General features: G+C 42.8%; 12 protein-coding genes. 7 read left to right on the plus strand and 5 right to left on the minus strand.

The window, feature by feature from the left end:
* Positions 1 to 91: 91 nt before the first annotated feature.
* Complete coding sequence (locus tag ACSBOP_RS00915; protein ID WP_442602655.1) at positions 92 to 991, minus strand: hypothetical protein; 900 nt, start codon at positions 989 to 991, stop codon at positions 92 to 94.
* A 454-nt stretch (positions 992 to 1,445) separates the two neighbouring features.
* Here ACSBOP_RS00915 and ftsE point away from each other — a divergent pair, with 454 nt between their 5' ends.
* From ftsE to ACSBOP_RS00940, 5 genes are all read left to right on the plus strand, one after another.
* Positions 1,446 to 2,132, plus strand: coding sequence for a cell division ATP-binding protein FtsE (gene ftsE, locus ACSBOP_RS00920; protein WP_442602656.1), 687 nt, complete (start codon positions 1,446 to 1,448; stop codon positions 2,130 to 2,132).
* The gene (gene ftsX / locus ACSBOP_RS00925) at positions 2,122 to 3,021 is read left to right on the plus strand and encodes a permease-like cell division protein FtsX (protein ID WP_442602657.1); all 900 of its coding nucleotides are present in this window, start codon (positions 2,122 to 2,124) and stop codon (positions 3,019 to 3,021) included. Before ftsE ends, ftsX begins: the two co-directional genes overlap by 11 nt.
* A 26-nt stretch (positions 3,022 to 3,047) precedes the next feature.
* Positions 3,048 to 4,271 (plus strand): murein hydrolase activator EnvC family protein, encoded by a 1,224-nt coding sequence (locus tag ACSBOP_RS00930; RefSeq protein WP_442602658.1) that lies wholly within the window; start codon positions 3,048 to 3,050, stop codon positions 4,269 to 4,271.
* 84 nt (positions 4,272 to 4,355) lie between these two features.
* Positions 4,356 to 5,807, plus strand: a complete 1,452-nt coding sequence (locus ACSBOP_RS00935) for a S41 family peptidase (RefSeq protein WP_442602659.1) — start codon at positions 4,356 to 4,358, stop codon at positions 5,805 to 5,807.
* Positions 5,808 to 5,895: 88 nt separating this feature from the next.
* Positions 5,896 to 7,191 (plus strand): PDZ domain-containing protein, encoded by a 1,296-nt coding sequence (locus ACSBOP_RS00940; RefSeq protein WP_442602660.1) that lies wholly within the window; start codon positions 5,896 to 5,898, stop codon positions 7,189 to 7,191.
* Between the two features lie 30 nt (positions 7,192 to 7,221).
* On the opposite strand, the gene ACSBOP_RS00945 is transcribed toward ACSBOP_RS00940, so the two are convergent.
* The 4 genes from ACSBOP_RS00945 to ACSBOP_RS00960 form a co-directional block, all read right to left on the minus strand.
* A complete protein-coding gene (locus ACSBOP_RS00945) occupies positions 7,222 to 8,541 on the minus strand; it encodes an oligosaccharide flippase family protein (RefSeq protein WP_442602661.1) in 1,320 nt (439 codons plus the stop codon).
* Between the two features lie 93 nt (positions 8,542 to 8,634).
* A complete protein-coding gene (locus ACSBOP_RS00950; protein WP_442602662.1) occupies positions 8,635 to 9,774 on the minus strand; it encodes an amidase domain-containing protein in 1,140 nt (379 codons plus the stop codon).
* Between the two features lie 123 nt (positions 9,775 to 9,897).
* Entirely contained in the window at positions 9,898 to 10,647 is a 750-nt protein-coding gene (locus tag ACSBOP_RS00955; RefSeq protein ID WP_442602663.1) for a flagellar motor protein MotB, read from the minus strand.
* Positions 10,634 to 11,431 (minus strand): flagellar motor protein, encoded by a 798-nt coding sequence (locus tag ACSBOP_RS00960; RefSeq protein WP_442602664.1) that lies wholly within the window; start codon positions 11,429 to 11,431, stop codon positions 10,634 to 10,636. The genes ACSBOP_RS00955 and ACSBOP_RS00960 overlap by 14 nt, the downstream gene beginning before the upstream one ends.
* Before the next feature lie 265 nt (positions 11,432 to 11,696).
* Here ACSBOP_RS00960 and uvrB point away from each other — a divergent pair, with 265 nt between their 5' ends.
* Both uvrB and uvrA read left to right on the plus strand, forming a co-directional pair.
* Positions 11,697 to 13,694 carry an excinuclease ABC subunit UvrB gene (gene uvrB / locus ACSBOP_RS00965; RefSeq protein WP_442602665.1) on the plus strand — a complete coding sequence of 666 codons (1,998 nt, stop codon included), beginning with the start codon at positions 11,697 to 11,699 and terminating at the stop codon, positions 13,692 to 13,694.
* A gap of 18 nt (positions 13,695 to 13,712) precedes the next feature.
* Positions 13,713 to 16,601 carry an excinuclease ABC subunit UvrA gene (gene uvrA, locus ACSBOP_RS00970; RefSeq protein WP_442602666.1) on the plus strand — a complete coding sequence of 963 codons (2,889 nt, stop codon included), beginning with the start codon at positions 13,713 to 13,715 and terminating at the stop codon, positions 16,599 to 16,601.
* Positions 16,602 to 16,650 lie beyond the last annotated feature (49 nt).

Here is a 16,650-nt window from a genome sequence, read left to right on the forward strand (position 1 = left end):
TATCTGTAATCAGGTAAATGAACAAATGATAAGAAGCACTGGGGTCCAGTGCTTCTTATCATTAAAAATGTTGTGATTATATTACTATCAGTTAAGGTCTAAAATCGTATCCAATGTTATCATATGTGAACCCATTGACCGATTCTCCCCAGTAAGATATTTTACCGCTTGTGCTAACAGATTCGTAACCTTCAAATAATACATGATTTGAAGAGTTAGTGTTATTGAGTTTTACCCATGTTCCAGAGGTTGTAATTACATAAGAGTCTAAAAACTTTGCATTAAATGCATAAGAACCGTTCTTGTAATAATTAACAGGGTTGGATTGATTTGTGACCATGTTGAATTGTTGATTAAATCTTGCTCCATTTGTTAAAGCACTATTTTTGTATTGATCTTTTACAGGAAGAACTGCTTGTGCAAGGAAGGTCGAACCGTCATATATATCTATTTCAAGTGCTGAACCACCTGTGGTTCCTGATTGGGTAACAAAGTTAATGTCCATACGAATTTGTTGACTTGGGACATAATCTAATACGATTGGACTTTGTCCTGAAGTACCACTTGCACATCCGGTAGAAGTATCACCGACATTACAGGAGCTTGAACCGTATTTAGAAGACCATGTTGTAAATTTCGGATAGTTAGATGAGCTAGTACCAACTCGTGCAACGTTCCCATCTTTAGAGTTGGATCCGCCAAAGTATTGGAAACGGAAGCCACCATCATAGTATTGTAGACCAAAATCTAAGTTATAGTAACCATCAGATGCATTAGTATCTACAGTATAAAATAATGAAGGATATGTTCCACTAGTTAAACTCATTGAATCGGGCATTTTAAAATAAAATTGAGCAGCTTTATAACTCACATTATTGGTAGTTCTCCCTACTATACCCCCAGAGGCAAAAGCAGACATTGGTAGTGCTAAGAATAAACACATAATCATTAATGTTAAAATCATGCTTTTTTTAAATTTATAAACTTTCATATTGGCCCCCATGTTGTTTTGTTATATTTGAAAGCTGGCCAGCTTTTCAAAACGAATTACGCTTTGAATGGTAATAAATAACAAATATGTTACTGAATACAAAATCAATTGAGTACTTCCTAATATATATCAAATTTACAAGGGAGTCCATGGACATTTAGTGACATTTATTAAGATAAAGATAATTAAGTGAGTAAGTGTCCAATCGTAGAGGGCTAAATAGCTATGTGATATTACAAATAATCGCTATCTTAATACAATATAGTTGCAATCATAAAAATATGATTATCTTTGGAAATGGATATCCTATTACATTTGAGGGTACACTTTTTTGTTGGAATTTGTAATGTAGTGTTATACTAGTAAAGGTTTGCGAGAAATTGACTCTTTTTCAAAGGAATTTAGGTTAAAGTGTCGAATACATAATATCGAATGAAAGACAGGATGTGATAATGTGATTGAAATGCAGGATGTATGGAAAACGTACTCCAACGGAACACATGCACTGCGTGGTATAAATATCCAAGTAGACCGCAATGAATTTGTGTATGTAGTAGGCCCATCTGGTGCTGGAAAATCGACATTTATGAAGCTTATTTATAGGGAAGAGCGCCTCTCAAAGGGGCATATTTTTGTTAGCGGATTTAATATTGAGAAGCTAAAAAGTCGAAAAATCCCCTATTTTAGAAGAAATATCGGGGTTATTTTTCAAGATTATCGCTTGCTTCCAAAGTTAACGGTGTTTGAGAATGTTGCATTCGCAATGGAAGTTATTGAAGCGCCGGCTAAATATATTAAGAAGCGTACAATGGAAGTGCTAGATCTTGTTAAGTTGAAAGATAAGGCGAGTTCTTTACCGAGTCAATTGTCAGGTGGCGAACAACAGCGTGTCGCAATTGCCCGGGCAATAGTGAATAATCCGTCGGTAATTGTCGCTGATGAACCAACAGGTAACTTGGATCCAGAAACATCATGGGGCATTATGAAGCTGCTAGAAGAGATCAATTTCCGTGGTACAACCATTATTATGGCAACACATAACAAAGATATCGTGAATGGCATGCGTAAGCGCGTGATCGCGATTGAAAACGGGCTTATTGTCCGGGATCAGCAGCGAGGTGAATACGGTTATGAAGATTAGAACATTATTGCGCCATTTGCGTGAAGGAATTAAGAGTGTCGTTCGGAATGGTTGGATGACATTTGCTTCAGTTGCCTCGATCACTATCTCCCTTTTTATACTAGGGATATTTCTAATACTCAATTTAAATGTGAATTATATTACCTCGCAAATTGAAGACCAAGTTCAAATCCAAGTGTATTTAGAAGTCGAATTACAGAAGAATCAAGTCGATATGATCGGTCAAAGCATGCAGCAAATGCCGGGCGTGAAGAAAGTGACGTTCATTTCGAAGGAACAAGGCTTGCAAGATTTGAAGAAAAAACTCGGCGATGTCCTGGAAGGGATTGATGAGAATCCATTAATGGATGCTTACACGGTCGAAGTTGACGATCCACAAAGTGTGGCGACGGTTGCGGATGCTATATTGGCACTGAACAAGGATCAAAAGGTTAAACCTATTTTCAAAGTGAATTATGGCAAGGGTACGGTAGAGACGCTATTCAAAATCACACAATCGATACGTAACGCAGGACTTATTATTGTTGCATTACTTGCTTTCACAGCTATTTTCCTGATTGCGAACACGATTAAGCTTACGATTCTCGCGAGAGAACGGGAAATATCGATTATGAAGCTGGTGGGTGCGACGAATTGGTTTATTCGTTGGCCGTTTTTTGTCGAAGGAGCGCTGCTTGGATTTATAGGATCTATTATTCCGGTAGGTATTCTACTCTATGGATATTGGCAGTTAGAGAATGCGTCGATGCTCAAAATTAAGCTTTTGCTTATTGATTTCAAACCTTTTGCAGAAATTTCGTGGACCATTGCAGGCTTACTCATTGCCCTTGGCGTGTTAATTGGGATCTGGGGAAGTATTTTGTCAGTTCGTAAATCACTTAAAGTGTAGACATCCACCTTTAAGGAGGCTATTAGATGAAAAAGAAAATTGTTCCGATTGTACTAGCAGTAGGACTTACTTTTACATTAAATACACCGGTGACAAGCTTTGCGGCTTCTTCTTCGGCAAAGATTGACAAGGAAATCGAAGGTATTCGTAAGCAGAAAGAAGCTGCGGAGAAGACGGCTCGAAACGCAAAGAGTCAAATTCAAGATGTGAAAAAGGATCAAGCAGCAACAAAGCTTGAATTAGCAAGTATTAATGATCAATTAAGTAAGACCTATAATCAGTTAAATGCGCTCGATGCCAAGCTGGATTCGACAGAAACCGAGCTGAAGAAGCAAGCCAAAGAGCTTGACGAAGCAGAGAGTCGTGTGGAACGTCGGAATAGTCTGCTTGAGTCTCGTGTAAGAATGATTTATACGAATGGTCCGGTATCTTATATGGAAGTGCTATTCAGTGCGACAAGTTTCTCTGATTTTATTAATCGTGTCGATTCACTCAAGTCAATTATTGGACAAGATCAGGACATTCTGGAATCGAATAAAAAGGATCGAGACATCGTTGCAGATAAAAAGCAGCAAGTAGCCGTAAAACTAGAAGAAGTAAAGAAACTTCTAGATGAGACAACAACAATCAAGGTTGCGTTGCAAAGTAAAGAGCGTGAGAAAGAAGTAAGAGTGGCTCAACTGGAGAAGAAGGAAGAAGAGCTTGAGCACATTTCGGAAGACGAAGAGAATCGGGTCATGGAATTTGCCCGTAAAGAAGCACAAAAAATTACTGAACGTAATCGAGAATTGGAAAAAGAGAAGAATAAGAACAACAGCGGCTCCAATAACAGTGGGACCACCTATAAAGGCGGGAAATTTGGATATCCTCTTGCTAAGAGCGCACCTGTAACTTCCGGATTTGGTGGACGTACAGATCCGATTACAGGCAGTACAGGTGCTTTTCACAAAGGGATCGACTTCGGTGCTCCTAAAGGAACAGCGATTCTTGCAGGTGAGAGCGGTAATGTGATTCTAGCAGGACAATGGAGCGGTTACGGAAATACGGTCATTATTGATCATGGAAACGGTGTATGGACGCTTTATGGGCATATCCGTGAGGGCGGCATTATGGTCAAACAAGGCCAATCTGTTAAGCGTGGGGAAAAAATTGCAGAAGTAGGATCAACGGGTCAGTCGACAGGGAACCATCTGCATTTTGAAGTGCGTATTAATGAGAAGCCAGTAAATCCTGGCCCATATTTGAATTAGTCTAATTTTCATAAAATGGAAGCGCCCGTCATATACTATGCAGACAAGCCAGTATGGTTTAGATAAAAGGTGGTGTAAGGGACATTGCAGTTTAAAGGGCGCACTGTATTGGTATTTGTTCTCATTGGGATGCTTACCAGTGCGGTATTAACAATGATGATTGTGGACTCCACAGCTAAATCGTTTGTTTCAGGTCATGCAGCAAGTACGTCTTCGGACGGTTCGAAGCTAACAAGTAAAGACTTAACCAAGTTGTCCTCTGCCTATAAGCTGATTGAGGAACAGTTCTACACGAAAGTGGATCATGATAAATTAGTCGATGGTGCAATTAATGGGATGTTAGGTTCTCTTGAAGATCCTTACTCCGTGTATATGGATGCGCAGGAAGCAAAGAAGTTCGAGGAATCGATCTCTTCTTCATTCCAAGGTGTAGGGGCTGAAGTCACACAAGAAGAAGGCAAAGTGGTTGTTGTCGCCCCCATTAAGGGCTCACCTGCTGAAAAAGCGGGAATTCATGCAAATGATGTAATCTTGTCCGTAAATGGTGAGAAACTCGACGGGTTGACACTCAACCAAGCTGTCATGAAAATACGTGGTGCGAAGGGAACCCAAGCAAAGATAGAAGTGATGCGAGCTGGGGTAAACACACCGATTCTGTTTACGATCGTACGAGATAACATCGATGTAGAGACGGTTGAAGCCATGATGCTCGATCAAGGCATCGGAAGAATTGATATCCATCAATTTTCATCCAATACGGCGAAACGTTTCCTTGATGAGTTAAGTAAGCTTGAGAAAAAAGGGATGAAGGGGTTAATTATTGATGTTCGCAACAACCCAGGTGGGCTTGTGAATGTAGTGACCGAAATCTTGAACCCGTTCCTCGAAAAGGATAAAACGATCCTACAAGTGGAAACTCGAGATGGCAGTAAAGAAGCGACATTGTCTAAAGGTCCGGGAAAATCTTATCCCGTTACCGTACTTATGAATAAGGGTAGTGCTAGTGCATCTGAAATTTTAGCGGCAGCTCTTCAGGAAAATATTCATGCGAAGCTTGTTGGTGAGACGTCATTTGGTAAAGGTACTGTACAAATGACATTCGGAAAAGAGCTTGGCGATGGAAGTAACATGAAGATGACAGTCTTTAAATGGCTGACTCCAAATGGCAATTGGATTCACAAGAAGGGGATTACTCCTGATATTGCGGTTGATCAGCCTGCTTACTTCAAAGCAGCGCCTTTATCGAAGAAAGATGTACTCAAAGCAGACACGACAGGCGATGACGTAAAAAATCTACAGTTAATGCTTTCAGGCCTTGGCTTTAAGATGGATCGTACAGATGGTTACTTTAGTTCAAAGACTGAAGCGACTGTAAAAGAGTTTCAACAGGCAAACGGTTTGCCTGCAAATGGGACCGTAGATGCAGCAACCGCTTCAAAAATAGAGAAGAAGCTCCTTGAAGAAGCGCGGAAGCCAGAGAATGATTCACAGCTCAAGGCAGCCAAGGAAGAACTCTTGAAGCAATTTGCTCGTTAAGCAGGAAATAATCAGGTAAAAGTCGAATAAATGAGAAGGCTGCATAAGCGGCCTTCTCATTTATTTTTAACCAAAGGAGAACCTTATTATGGATGTCGTGCTTGAGATACTGAATCAATTTGGACGTGCTGTGATTCAATTACTCATCAATCCATTCCTATATGTTAGCGCTTTATTCCTTGTGCTCCAATATCGCAAGCAAATTCGTCTGGAGCGAAAGCTGTTTCATAGTCGGCTGCACTCCCTTCGTAAGGAAGTGCTGCGATCGGTGCTTTGGGGGCTATGTGGAGGGCTAGCTGTTTCTGTCATTATGGCCTTCTTCGGTGTGGTCATTACGCAGGGGACGGTGATCGTACTATGGATCATTACGATACTTATGGCACTGGTTCGTGTACGTTTTATGTGTCTGGCCTACTCGGTAGGTGTGCTTGGTATTCTCCATGTTGGGCTCTCGTGGTACCCAGATGCAACAAAGTTGCAAGGGGTAGGGGTATTGTTTAATTGGATCAAAGAGGCGCAGATGCCAGGTTTACTTGCGCTGGTTGGTGTACTCCACTTAGCTGAAGGTTGGCTCGTGAGCAGGCAGGGAGCTCAAATGGCGTCGCCGATGTTTTTTGAAGGAAAAAGGGGAAAGCTTGTTGGAGGTTATTCCTTGCAGAGCTTCTGGCCGATTACGTTGTTTCTTCTTGTTCCGGCGACAGGTGGTGTTGGCACGACGTTACCTTGGCAGGCTTTATTCGGTGGGGATATATGGAGTTCAGGATGGATGATTCTCGGATTTCCCATAATGATGGGTTACAGTGAACTAAGTCTTACTGCCTTGCCGAAAGATAAAGTGCGTCTGAGTGGTAGGCTGCTCATCTTATATGGTCTGGTCGTCGTTCTGCTTGCTCTAGGCGTTCATTATTGGAGTCCAGCTACGCTATTAGCTGCTATTCTTTGTATCGTACTGCATGAAGGGATTATGTTCTACTCCCGTTATCTCGAAGCGAGACGTTCTCCTCTTTTTGTACATGATGGGCGGGGATTGCGGATATTGGCTGTTCTACCAGGCAGTTCTGCTGCTGAAATTGGGTTGGAGTCAGGCGAAATCATCCAGAAAATCAATGGGATGAAGGTGAAGACTCGGATTGAGTGGCATGAGGCTATGCGAATCAATGCGGCATTTTGCAAACTGGAAGTGCTAAATAATCAGGGTGAGATTAAGTTCGTTCAGCGTGCCATTTATGCAGGCGATCATCACACACTCGGCATTATTCTAGCTCCAGACCAAGAAGCGCAATATTACGTCGAAATGCGCCAGATGAGTATGATTTCTTACTTGCGTAGTAAGCTCTCCGGTCGTAAGGTTCCAGCAGAACAATCGGATAGCCACATCAGTTAATTGTGTAATATTAAAGTAAGCTCCTCCTATTTATGCAGGGGGAGCTTTTATATATTTACGAACTGCAACTAAGTTCCAAGCTAAAGCGAGAGTTTCAAAGCTGATCATCCCAATCGCAATCCCTCCATGCCCAAAACCGGGGATACCCACTAATACATAACTAAGAATCAAGTTACCGCAAGTACCTAACAGCAATCCGTTAAAAGGTTCTTTTCTTCGTTCCATGGACCACAGGATGAGTGTCGTAATTTCCCGTAAGCCTGCAATAAGAGGAACGGTAGCCAGTAAGCGGATTCCTGTCGCAGCTTGAGTATTCCCATATAAAAGCTCAGACAACGTCTCGTTAAAAAAGAATAAGACAATCGCAGCGCCAACTCCCCATATCCAACCAACATGCATCGCCAATCGCATTCGTGAAAAAAAACTTCGATATTGCTTGCTGCGCCAATCGGAACTGAGCTTCGCAGCAAGGGTATGGGTAAGGGCAGCAGTAAAAATAAGGGGCAAGTAAATAATTGTAGCTGCCATTCCTGTCATTTCCCCATAAAGAGCACTAGCGCTTGTAAACGGCAATCCAGCATCCTGCAGTCTGCGTGGAATAATAAGTGCATCTAGAAAATCAGAGACTGGGATGAGAAAGCGGCTTAAAGAGATCATGTAGGAGTCGTGGAACAATTGTTGTATGCTTCGACCAATGGAAAAAATACTGGATTTGTTATAGGTATGTATACCTTCAATAGGACGTTTGATTATCGCTAGGACAAGGAACAGTAAGGCAGCGATAGCTCCAGCAAAAGTACCCAGTAGTGTACCACTGATGGCAATAGCTGAGCCACGTTGAATCCACAACATGACGAAAACAAGCATCGTAATGACCCGAAAGATTTGTTCGATTAATTCTGAGACAGCAATGCGTCCATAAGATTCGGTCCCTTGCAGGACGGCGCGAATGAGAGTCAGGACAGGAACAATAAGCAGTGTAGGTGCTAAGCATCGAATGGCAAAAACGAGTGCAGGGTCACCTAATAGTTGTGCAAGTGTAGAAGCGTATGTATAGCAGAGGAAGCTAGTTACACTACCAAGCATAACAAACAGCACTGACAATATTTTAAAGAAGCGCCAGCCTTGTGTACGATCATTCGCAGTGGTCAGCGCAAGTACAGTTGGAAAGCCACTTGTAATGAATGTTAAGAGCAGCACATAAAGGGAGTACACCATTTGATAGCGGCCGATACCTTCAGGGCCTAGCATTCGAAACAAAGGGATACGTGCAAGAAAGCCAAGCAGTTTGACAACCAGAATAGAGCTTGTCCGTAGAGCCATTTGCTTGGCAAGTGTTCGTAACGTCATATTTTCACCTCTAACATACCGCGAGGACACCCGTCCTAATTAATATTTATGACAGTGTACATGCGGATATGTTAAAAGTGAGTATCACTTTGTTTAGTCTCGAATGTGGATGAGTAAATATTGAGTGGACTGATCCCATCCTAAATCGAAGGGTACGCGGTTACGATCTGCTGTATGTGAGTTGACAAGCGGGTACCCATTACTGTCGTAACCGACAAAAATGGAAAAATGATCGACATCCCCTTCCAATGTATAAGCAATTAAATCACCAGGTACGAGCTTTGCTATCGCACCTTGGGGATGCTTGGATGTGTGTTTGACGATGTCAGAGAAAGTGCCAGAGGCTATCAAGCTGCCATAACCACCATAAAGGAGAAAGTCTTTAAACCGATCTGTTTGAATCCAAGCCCTACTGCCGCCTTCTTTGAACACATATTTCCACCCCTCTGACATACGTAATCCACCGCCTTCAGTAGGATCACCAATAACTTGAGAAGAAAAGTTCGTACAATCGCCGCCGAGATACGTATAATCCTTGTACTTTTTATTGTATTTACCATTGTTTCCAGCACCCCAAGCGGCCCCTGCATACTTAGTCGCATAGGCAACCGCTTGTTCGCGATTATACCGTTTTTTTTGTTCTGTGCTCTGGGTATGCCTAGTACGGATTATATCTCGATTTGGAAACCCTGCAACGGGGTCTGGCGCAATAAGATCGGGGTTCTCATCCATCGGATCTAGATACCATTCACCTATCACTTGCCAACTGCCCTCTTGATGCTTAAGGGTTAACGCATGTCTGGTCCCGATGCCGAATGATTGGGCCGGTAAATCGGGGCGGTCTTTGTAATGATAAGACACTTTACTTGTTTGGAACAATGCAATTTTGGCAAGGGGACCTACTTGATTAAAACGAGTGATGCGTATAGTGGCGGTTGCGTCCGCGAGTACAATCCCTCTTTTATCTGCCCAAGTTTGCAGGTACAGACTGCGATGAAGTTCTTGATTCAGTGCAATCTGACTGGAAGAACTTTTAGGGTTATAATAGGGCTCAAGGGTATTCGGGTTTCGGTCTTTGATAAGATTGCTTCTTGCCGCATATAAATCCGCTAGAAAATTCATTATTTCTTGTTTGTCATTGTCTTGGCTTGTAGCGGCTGTGACTGGGCAGCTTGCAGTTAGCACCCAGCTGAACATCAAAATAATGGTGATTTTTAGAATTATTTTATTCATTATCTAACCTCGTCGTTTGAATTGATAGCTAATGGTATGATTTCCGCAATCGTCCTTTTTTATCAAAATACAAAAAGCCCTTCATATCGCATGAAGGGCTTTGATTGTTGCCTATGATGTTGATTATCTAAGAATTGTGATCTCAACACGACGGTTTTTGGAACGATTTTCAGGTGTGTCGTTATCTGCTTTTGGAACAGTGTCTGCAAAACCGGTTGCAATGAATTGCGTTGGATCTAGCTTATGTTTCTCGGTTAAATAACGGAGAACATTCAGCGCACGTTCACTAGATAGTCCCCAGTTATCGTGAAAGATGGAGCCAGTTGCAACGGGAACATTGTCCGTGTGGCCTTCGATCGCGACTTTACTATTCAGCCCAGGGAGCAATGTTGCTAACTTGTTCAAAATATCAAAGGCAGGCGGTTTAAGAACCGCTTGTCCAGAATTGAATAGGAACACATCATCAAGTGTGATCGAAACACCGCGGTTGGTATTTGTTACGTTAATTTGAGCTTCTAATTGATGCTCGGCTATGTAAGTATCGATCTTTTGTTTGAATTCTTGCAGTTCCTTTTCCTTCTTCTCGTTTTCTTGGTTCTTTTTCTCTTGTTGATTGGTTTGCTTCTTATCATCATTCGAATTGGTCGTACTCATCTTACCAGCGATGCCGTTATTTTTAGGAAGAAACGTTTCTGCTTGCTTGAATTGATGCTGCAAAGCAGAAGCGAGTACATCATATTTACTAACATCGACTTTACTCATGGCATACATAATGATAAAAAATACGAGAAGAAGCGTAATTAAATCTGCATATGTGATTAACCACCGTTCATGATTTTCATGTTCACCAGATCGTTTTTTATTTCTCCTCACCTTCAAGAGCACCTTCTTCCGGTTGGTTCTTTGTTGCCTTTTTGTCGCTAACGAAAGAAGTTAATTTCTTTTTGATGAGTTGCGGGTTTTCACCGGCTTGTAAAGCAAGAATACCTTCTAACATCAATTCCATCTCAGCAATTTGCTCTTTAGCGCGAATTTTAATTTTGTTCGCAATCGGCAAGTAGATTACGTTAGCGCTCATTACACCATACAATGTCGCTGTAAAGGCAACAGCAATCGCAGGTCCAAGTGTCCCAGGGTCATCTAAATTTCCGAGTACGTGGATGAGCCCCATTACGGTCCCGATAATCCCCATCGTCGGCGCATAACCACCGGCTGCTTCGAATACTTTTGCCATACCTTCAACTTTGTGTTCAACCGCATCCATTTCAAGCTCAAGAATTTGGCGAGTAAGTTCTGGATCAGTTCCGTCAACAACCATCAGTAAACCATCTTTGAGAAAAGGATTCGGATGTTCTTGTGCGCGTTGCTCTAGTGCGAGAACCCCTTCGCGGCGGGCAACAGTTGCCATATCCACGATCTCTTCGATATTTTTAGATGAATCGCGTTTGGTTTGTTTGAAAGCAATACCAAGTGCTTGCGGAATTGATTTAAGAACATGTCCTGGAAATCCAGCTGCTACCGCACCGAATGTTCCCCCAAATACAATTAATGCCGCGCTTGGAATGATAAGCGATGAGAGATGTCCCCCATCCATTAGGTATCCGCCAACAATGGCGCCTAAACCTAAAATTAATCCCAGCAGTGTTGTCAAATCCACTTTTGTACCACCCCTAGATCATCGTATGTGTGTTCATTTTGAAACGATATATAGACCAATTGAGCACTCGGATCTATATAGACTTGTTTGAAGCAACTAAAGGCATTATGAAATTGATTCATGTAACAACTCTTTGTTTGCAACAAAAAAGAAAAAAATGTATAATTTAATGAGAACAAACATTCTATTTCTTTTCGATTAGAATGCATAGTTTAATATCGGAAATTAAATGTTAAAAGTTTATAGAGAAAGCCGGAGGAATTCGATGAGTGAATCTACGTTAAGCCAAAAGCCGTTTAAGCTGGTATCCGATTTTTCACCGCAAGGGGATCAGCCGCAAGCCATCAAGGAGTTAGTGCAAGGGGTTCAAGCGGGTAAGAAGTATCAGACACTTCTTGGAGCGACAGGCACAGGCAAGACGTTTACCGCTGCACAGGTCATTGCGAAGTTAAATCGACCCACACTAGTCATTGCACATAATAAAACATTAGCTGCGCAGCTGTGTTCGGAGTTCCAAGAATTTTTCCCGGAGAATGCTGTATCCTATTTCGTTTCGTATTACGATTACTTCCAACCGGAAGCTTACATTCCTTCCTCAGACACTTACATTGAGAAGGATTCAAGTATAAATGAAGAAATCGACCAACTGCGCCACTCCGCTACAGCGTCCTTGTTTGAACGGAAGGATGTTATTATCGTAGCGTCTGTATCCTGTATTTATGGTTTGGGTTCTCCTGAATCGTACGGTTCTTTGCTTTTGTCGTTGCGAGTTGGCGAAGAGCGGTCGCGTAATGACATTTTGCATAAACTTGTGGATATTCAATATGCACGTAATGATCTGAATTTCGTTCGTGGAACATTCCGTGTTCGCGGCGATGTCATTGAGATTTTCCCCGCATCGCACAGTGAGCACGCCATTCGTGTGGAAATGTTCGGAGATGAGATTGAACGCATTACGGAGATTGATGTATTAACGGGTGAAATTCTGGGGGAGAAGGATTACATTGCAATCTTCCCTGCGTCTCACTTTGTGACGGATGAAGAATCGATGAAAAAAGCATTAGTCAATATTGAAAAAGAGCTGGAAGATCGTCTACAAGAGCTTCGAGATAACGGGAAACTGCTCGAAGCTCAGCGTCTTGAACAGCGCACACGTTATGATATTGAAATGATGCAGGAAATCGGATTCTGTTCGGGTATTGAGAATTATTCAGGGCCTTTAACATTCCGTGAGCGCGGCGCAACGCCATATACGCTGCTCGATTATTTTCCAAAAGACTGGTTAGTCATGATCGATGAATCGCACGTGACATTGCCGCAGATTAGGGCGATGTATAATGGCGACCGTGCACGTAAAGAAATGTTAGTAGAACACGGTTTCCGTTTGCCATCCGCACTGGATAACAGACCCCTTCGCTTCGAGGAATTTGAAGAGAAAGTCAGTCAATTGGTGTGCATATCTGCAACGCCTGGTCCTTATGAGATGGAGCATTGCCCGGAAATGGTTCAACAAATTATTCGTCCTACAGGTTTGCTTGATCCAATTGTTGAAATTCGTCCAACAAAAGGTCAAATTGATGATTTGCTTGGCGAAATTCATGATCGAATCAAGAAGGATGAGCGCGTACTTGTGACGACGTTGACGAAGAAAATGTCTGAAGATTTAACAGATTACCTCAAGGAAGTCGGTATTAAAGTTCGTTACTTACACTCCGATATTAAGACACTTGAACGTTTGCAAATATTACGAGATTTACGTCTGGGTGTATTTGATGTGCTAGTCGGGATTAACCTGTTAAGAGAAGGGTTGGATTTACCTGAGGTATCGCTTGTGGCAATCTTGGATGCAGATAAGGAAGGTTTTCTCCGTTCGGAGCGCTCATTGATTCAGACTATGGGACGTGCGGCGCGTAATGCGGGCGGGCGAGTCATCATGTATGGAGATAAAGTGACGGATTCGATGGACAAAGCGATCCAAGAAACCGAGCGTAGACGGACCATCCAGCAGGCGCATAATGAGAAGCATGGCATTACACCGCAGACAATCGCGAAAAAAGTTCATGATGTGATTGAAGCGACGAAGGTCGCGGAATCGAAGACTGAATATGTAACCGAAGTGAAGAATCAAAAGTTATCGAAGAAGGATCGCAAAGCTGTGATCGAGCGGTTAGAAGCTGAGATGAAAGATGCAGCACGTAATTTGCAGTTCGAACGTGCAGCTCAGCTGCGTGATGCATTATTAGAATTAAAAGCAGAGGGCTAGGAGAGGGGCGTAGCTACATTGGCAAAAGATCAGATTGTCGTCAAAGGCGCGCGAGCGCATAACTTAAAAAATATAGATGTCACGATTCCGCGTGATAAATTTGTTGTCCTAACAGGACTCAGTGGTTCGGGTAAATCATCACTGGCATTCGATACGATTTATGCAGAGGGACAACGACGGTATGTGGAATCTTTGTCCGCCTATGCGCGTCAGTTCCTCGGGCAAATGGACAAGCCAGACGTTGATTCGATTGATGGATTGTCTCCTGCGATCTCCATCGATCAGAAGACAACAAGTCGTAATCCCCGTTCGACAGTTGGTACAGTAACAGAGATTTATGATTACCTTCGCTTGCTCTTTGCAAGAATTGGTCGTCCGCATTGCCCTACGCATGGTATTGCAATTACTTCCCAATCTGTGGAACAAATGGTGGATCGGATTATGGAGTACCCAGAACGGACGAAGATGCAAATCTTAGCGCCGCTTATCTCAGGACGTAAAGGCGAACATACGAAGCTGTTCGCAGATATTCAAAAGCAGGGTTTTGTTCGGGTCCGTGTAAACGGTGAAATCATGGATGTTTCGGAGAAGATTGAACTTGAAAAGAATAAAAAGCATACGATTGAAGTCGTCGTCGATCGGATCGTTGTGAAGCCAGATATCGCGTCAAGAGTGGCGGATTCTTTGGAAACTGCGCTTAAATTATCTGGAGGTCAAGTTCTCGTCGATGTCATGGAAAAGGAAGAACTCATGTTCTCGCAAAATTTAGCGTGTCCGGTTTGTGGGTTTTCCATTGAAGAACTTGCACCTCGTATGTTCTCTTTCAACTCACCGTTTGGCGCTTGTACAGAGTGTGATGGATTAGGACAACAAATGATCGTCGATCCAGATTTACTGATAACGGATTACACCAAATCGATTGCGGATGGTGCATTCGAAGCTTGGGCAGGGGCAACTTCGAACTATTATCCACAGTTCCTTGCTGCTGTTTGTGAGCATTATGGGATAGATAAGAGTATACCGGTAAGGGATATATCGGAAGATCAGATTAAAGTTCTTCTTTATGGTACCGGTGGGGAAAAGATTCGTTTTCGCTATGAAAATGACATGGGTGCATCCAAGGAAGCCCTCGTTCCTTTTGAGGGAATTATCCGTAATCTAGAACGTCGTCACCGGGAATCGTATTCCGAAGCGATGCGAGAGCATATTCAGTCGAATTACATGAGCTCGAAGAGTTGTCCGAAGTGTAAAGGGCAGCGTTTGAAGCCAGAGACACTTGCCGTAACGATTAATGGAAGTAATATTGCGCATGCGACATCCCTTTCGATCGGCGAAGCGCAAGCGTGGTTTGAGAAACTAGATCTGACAGAGAAAGAAGCTACGATTGCTAACTTGATCCTCAAAGAGATTCGTGCGAGACTTGGTTTCCTAGTCAATGTGGGTCTTGATTATTTAACTTTGCATCGTGCTGCTGGAACACTTTCTGGGGGCGAAGCGCAGCGTATTCGCTTGGCGACACAGATCGGTTCTTCTTTGATGGGTGTTCTATATATTCTGGATGAGCCGAGTATTGGACTTCATCAGCGTGATAACGCAAGACTCATTCAGACCTTGGAGCATATGCGTGATCTGGGCAACACCTTGATCGTTGTCGAACACGACGAAGATACCATGATGGCTGCGGACTATATTATTGATATTGGACCTGGTGCAGGTATACATGGTGGGCATGTTGTTGCACAAGGGACACCGAGCGAAGTTATGGAGAATCCAGATTCCTTAACAGGGCTTTATTTGAGCGGACGCAGATTCATTCCTGTACCACTCGAACGTCGTAAACCGAGTGGCAAATGGATCGAAGTGAAAGGCGCGAAAGAGAACAATTTGCGTAACGTATCCATGAAAGTGCCTTTAGGTGTATTTACTTGTGTGACGGGTGTATCAGGCTCAGGTAAAAGTACACTCATTAATGAAATTTTATATAAAACACTTGCACAAGAGCTTAATGGTGCGAAGACGCGACCTGGACAGTACAAGGAAATCTTAGGACTTGAGCATGTGGATAAAGTGATCGACATTGACCAATCACCGATTGGCCGTACACCACGCTCCAATCCAGCTACGTATACAGGCGTATTTGATGATATTCGGGATGTGTTTGCTTCGACGAACGAAGCGAAGATTCGGGGATACAAGAAGGGTAGATTCTCTTTTAACGTCAAGGGTGGCCGTTGTGAGTCATGTCGAGGCGATGGCATTATCAAGATTGAGATGCACTTTCTCCCTGACGTATATGTACCTTGTGAAGTGTGTAAGGGTAAGCGATACAACCGTGAGACACTGGAAGTGAAATATAAAGGTAAAGGTATCTCGGATATTTTGGATATGACGATTGAAGATAGCTGTGAATTTTTCAAAAACATTCCACGGATCCATCGTAAGGTATCCACTTTACTTGATGTAGGTTTGGGTTACATGAAGTTAGGTCAACCCGCAACGACGCTCTCTGGCGGGGAAGCACAACGTGTGAAATTGGCGGCTGAGTTATATCGTCGTTCAACTGGCAAGACCATCTATATTCTAGATGAGCCAACGACAGGTCTACACATTGACGATATTGATCGCTTGCTTGTTGTATTGCATCGTCTTGTCGAGAATGGAGATAGTGTGCTTGTCATCGAACATAACTTGGATGTCATCAAAACAGCTGACTATATTATTGATCTTGGCCCTGAAGGCGGCACCCGTGGAGGTTCGATTGTAGCTACAGGCACACCTGAAGATGTTGTTCGAGTAGAAGGTTCCTATACAGGATATTACTTGGCTCCAATCTTAGAGCGTGATTACGAGCGGACTGTGGCACTGCATAAGCAGACTGCTGAGCTTGCAGGTGCATCGGCACAATAAGTGGATGTGATTGAACAAATATCTTCTCATTAGCATGAAAAAAGAGTTG

This window comes from Paenibacillus sp. KN14-4R (assembly GCF_052180255.1).
Classification (GTDB): domain Bacteria; phylum Bacillota; class Bacilli; order Paenibacillales; family NBRC-103111; genus Paenibacillus_AM.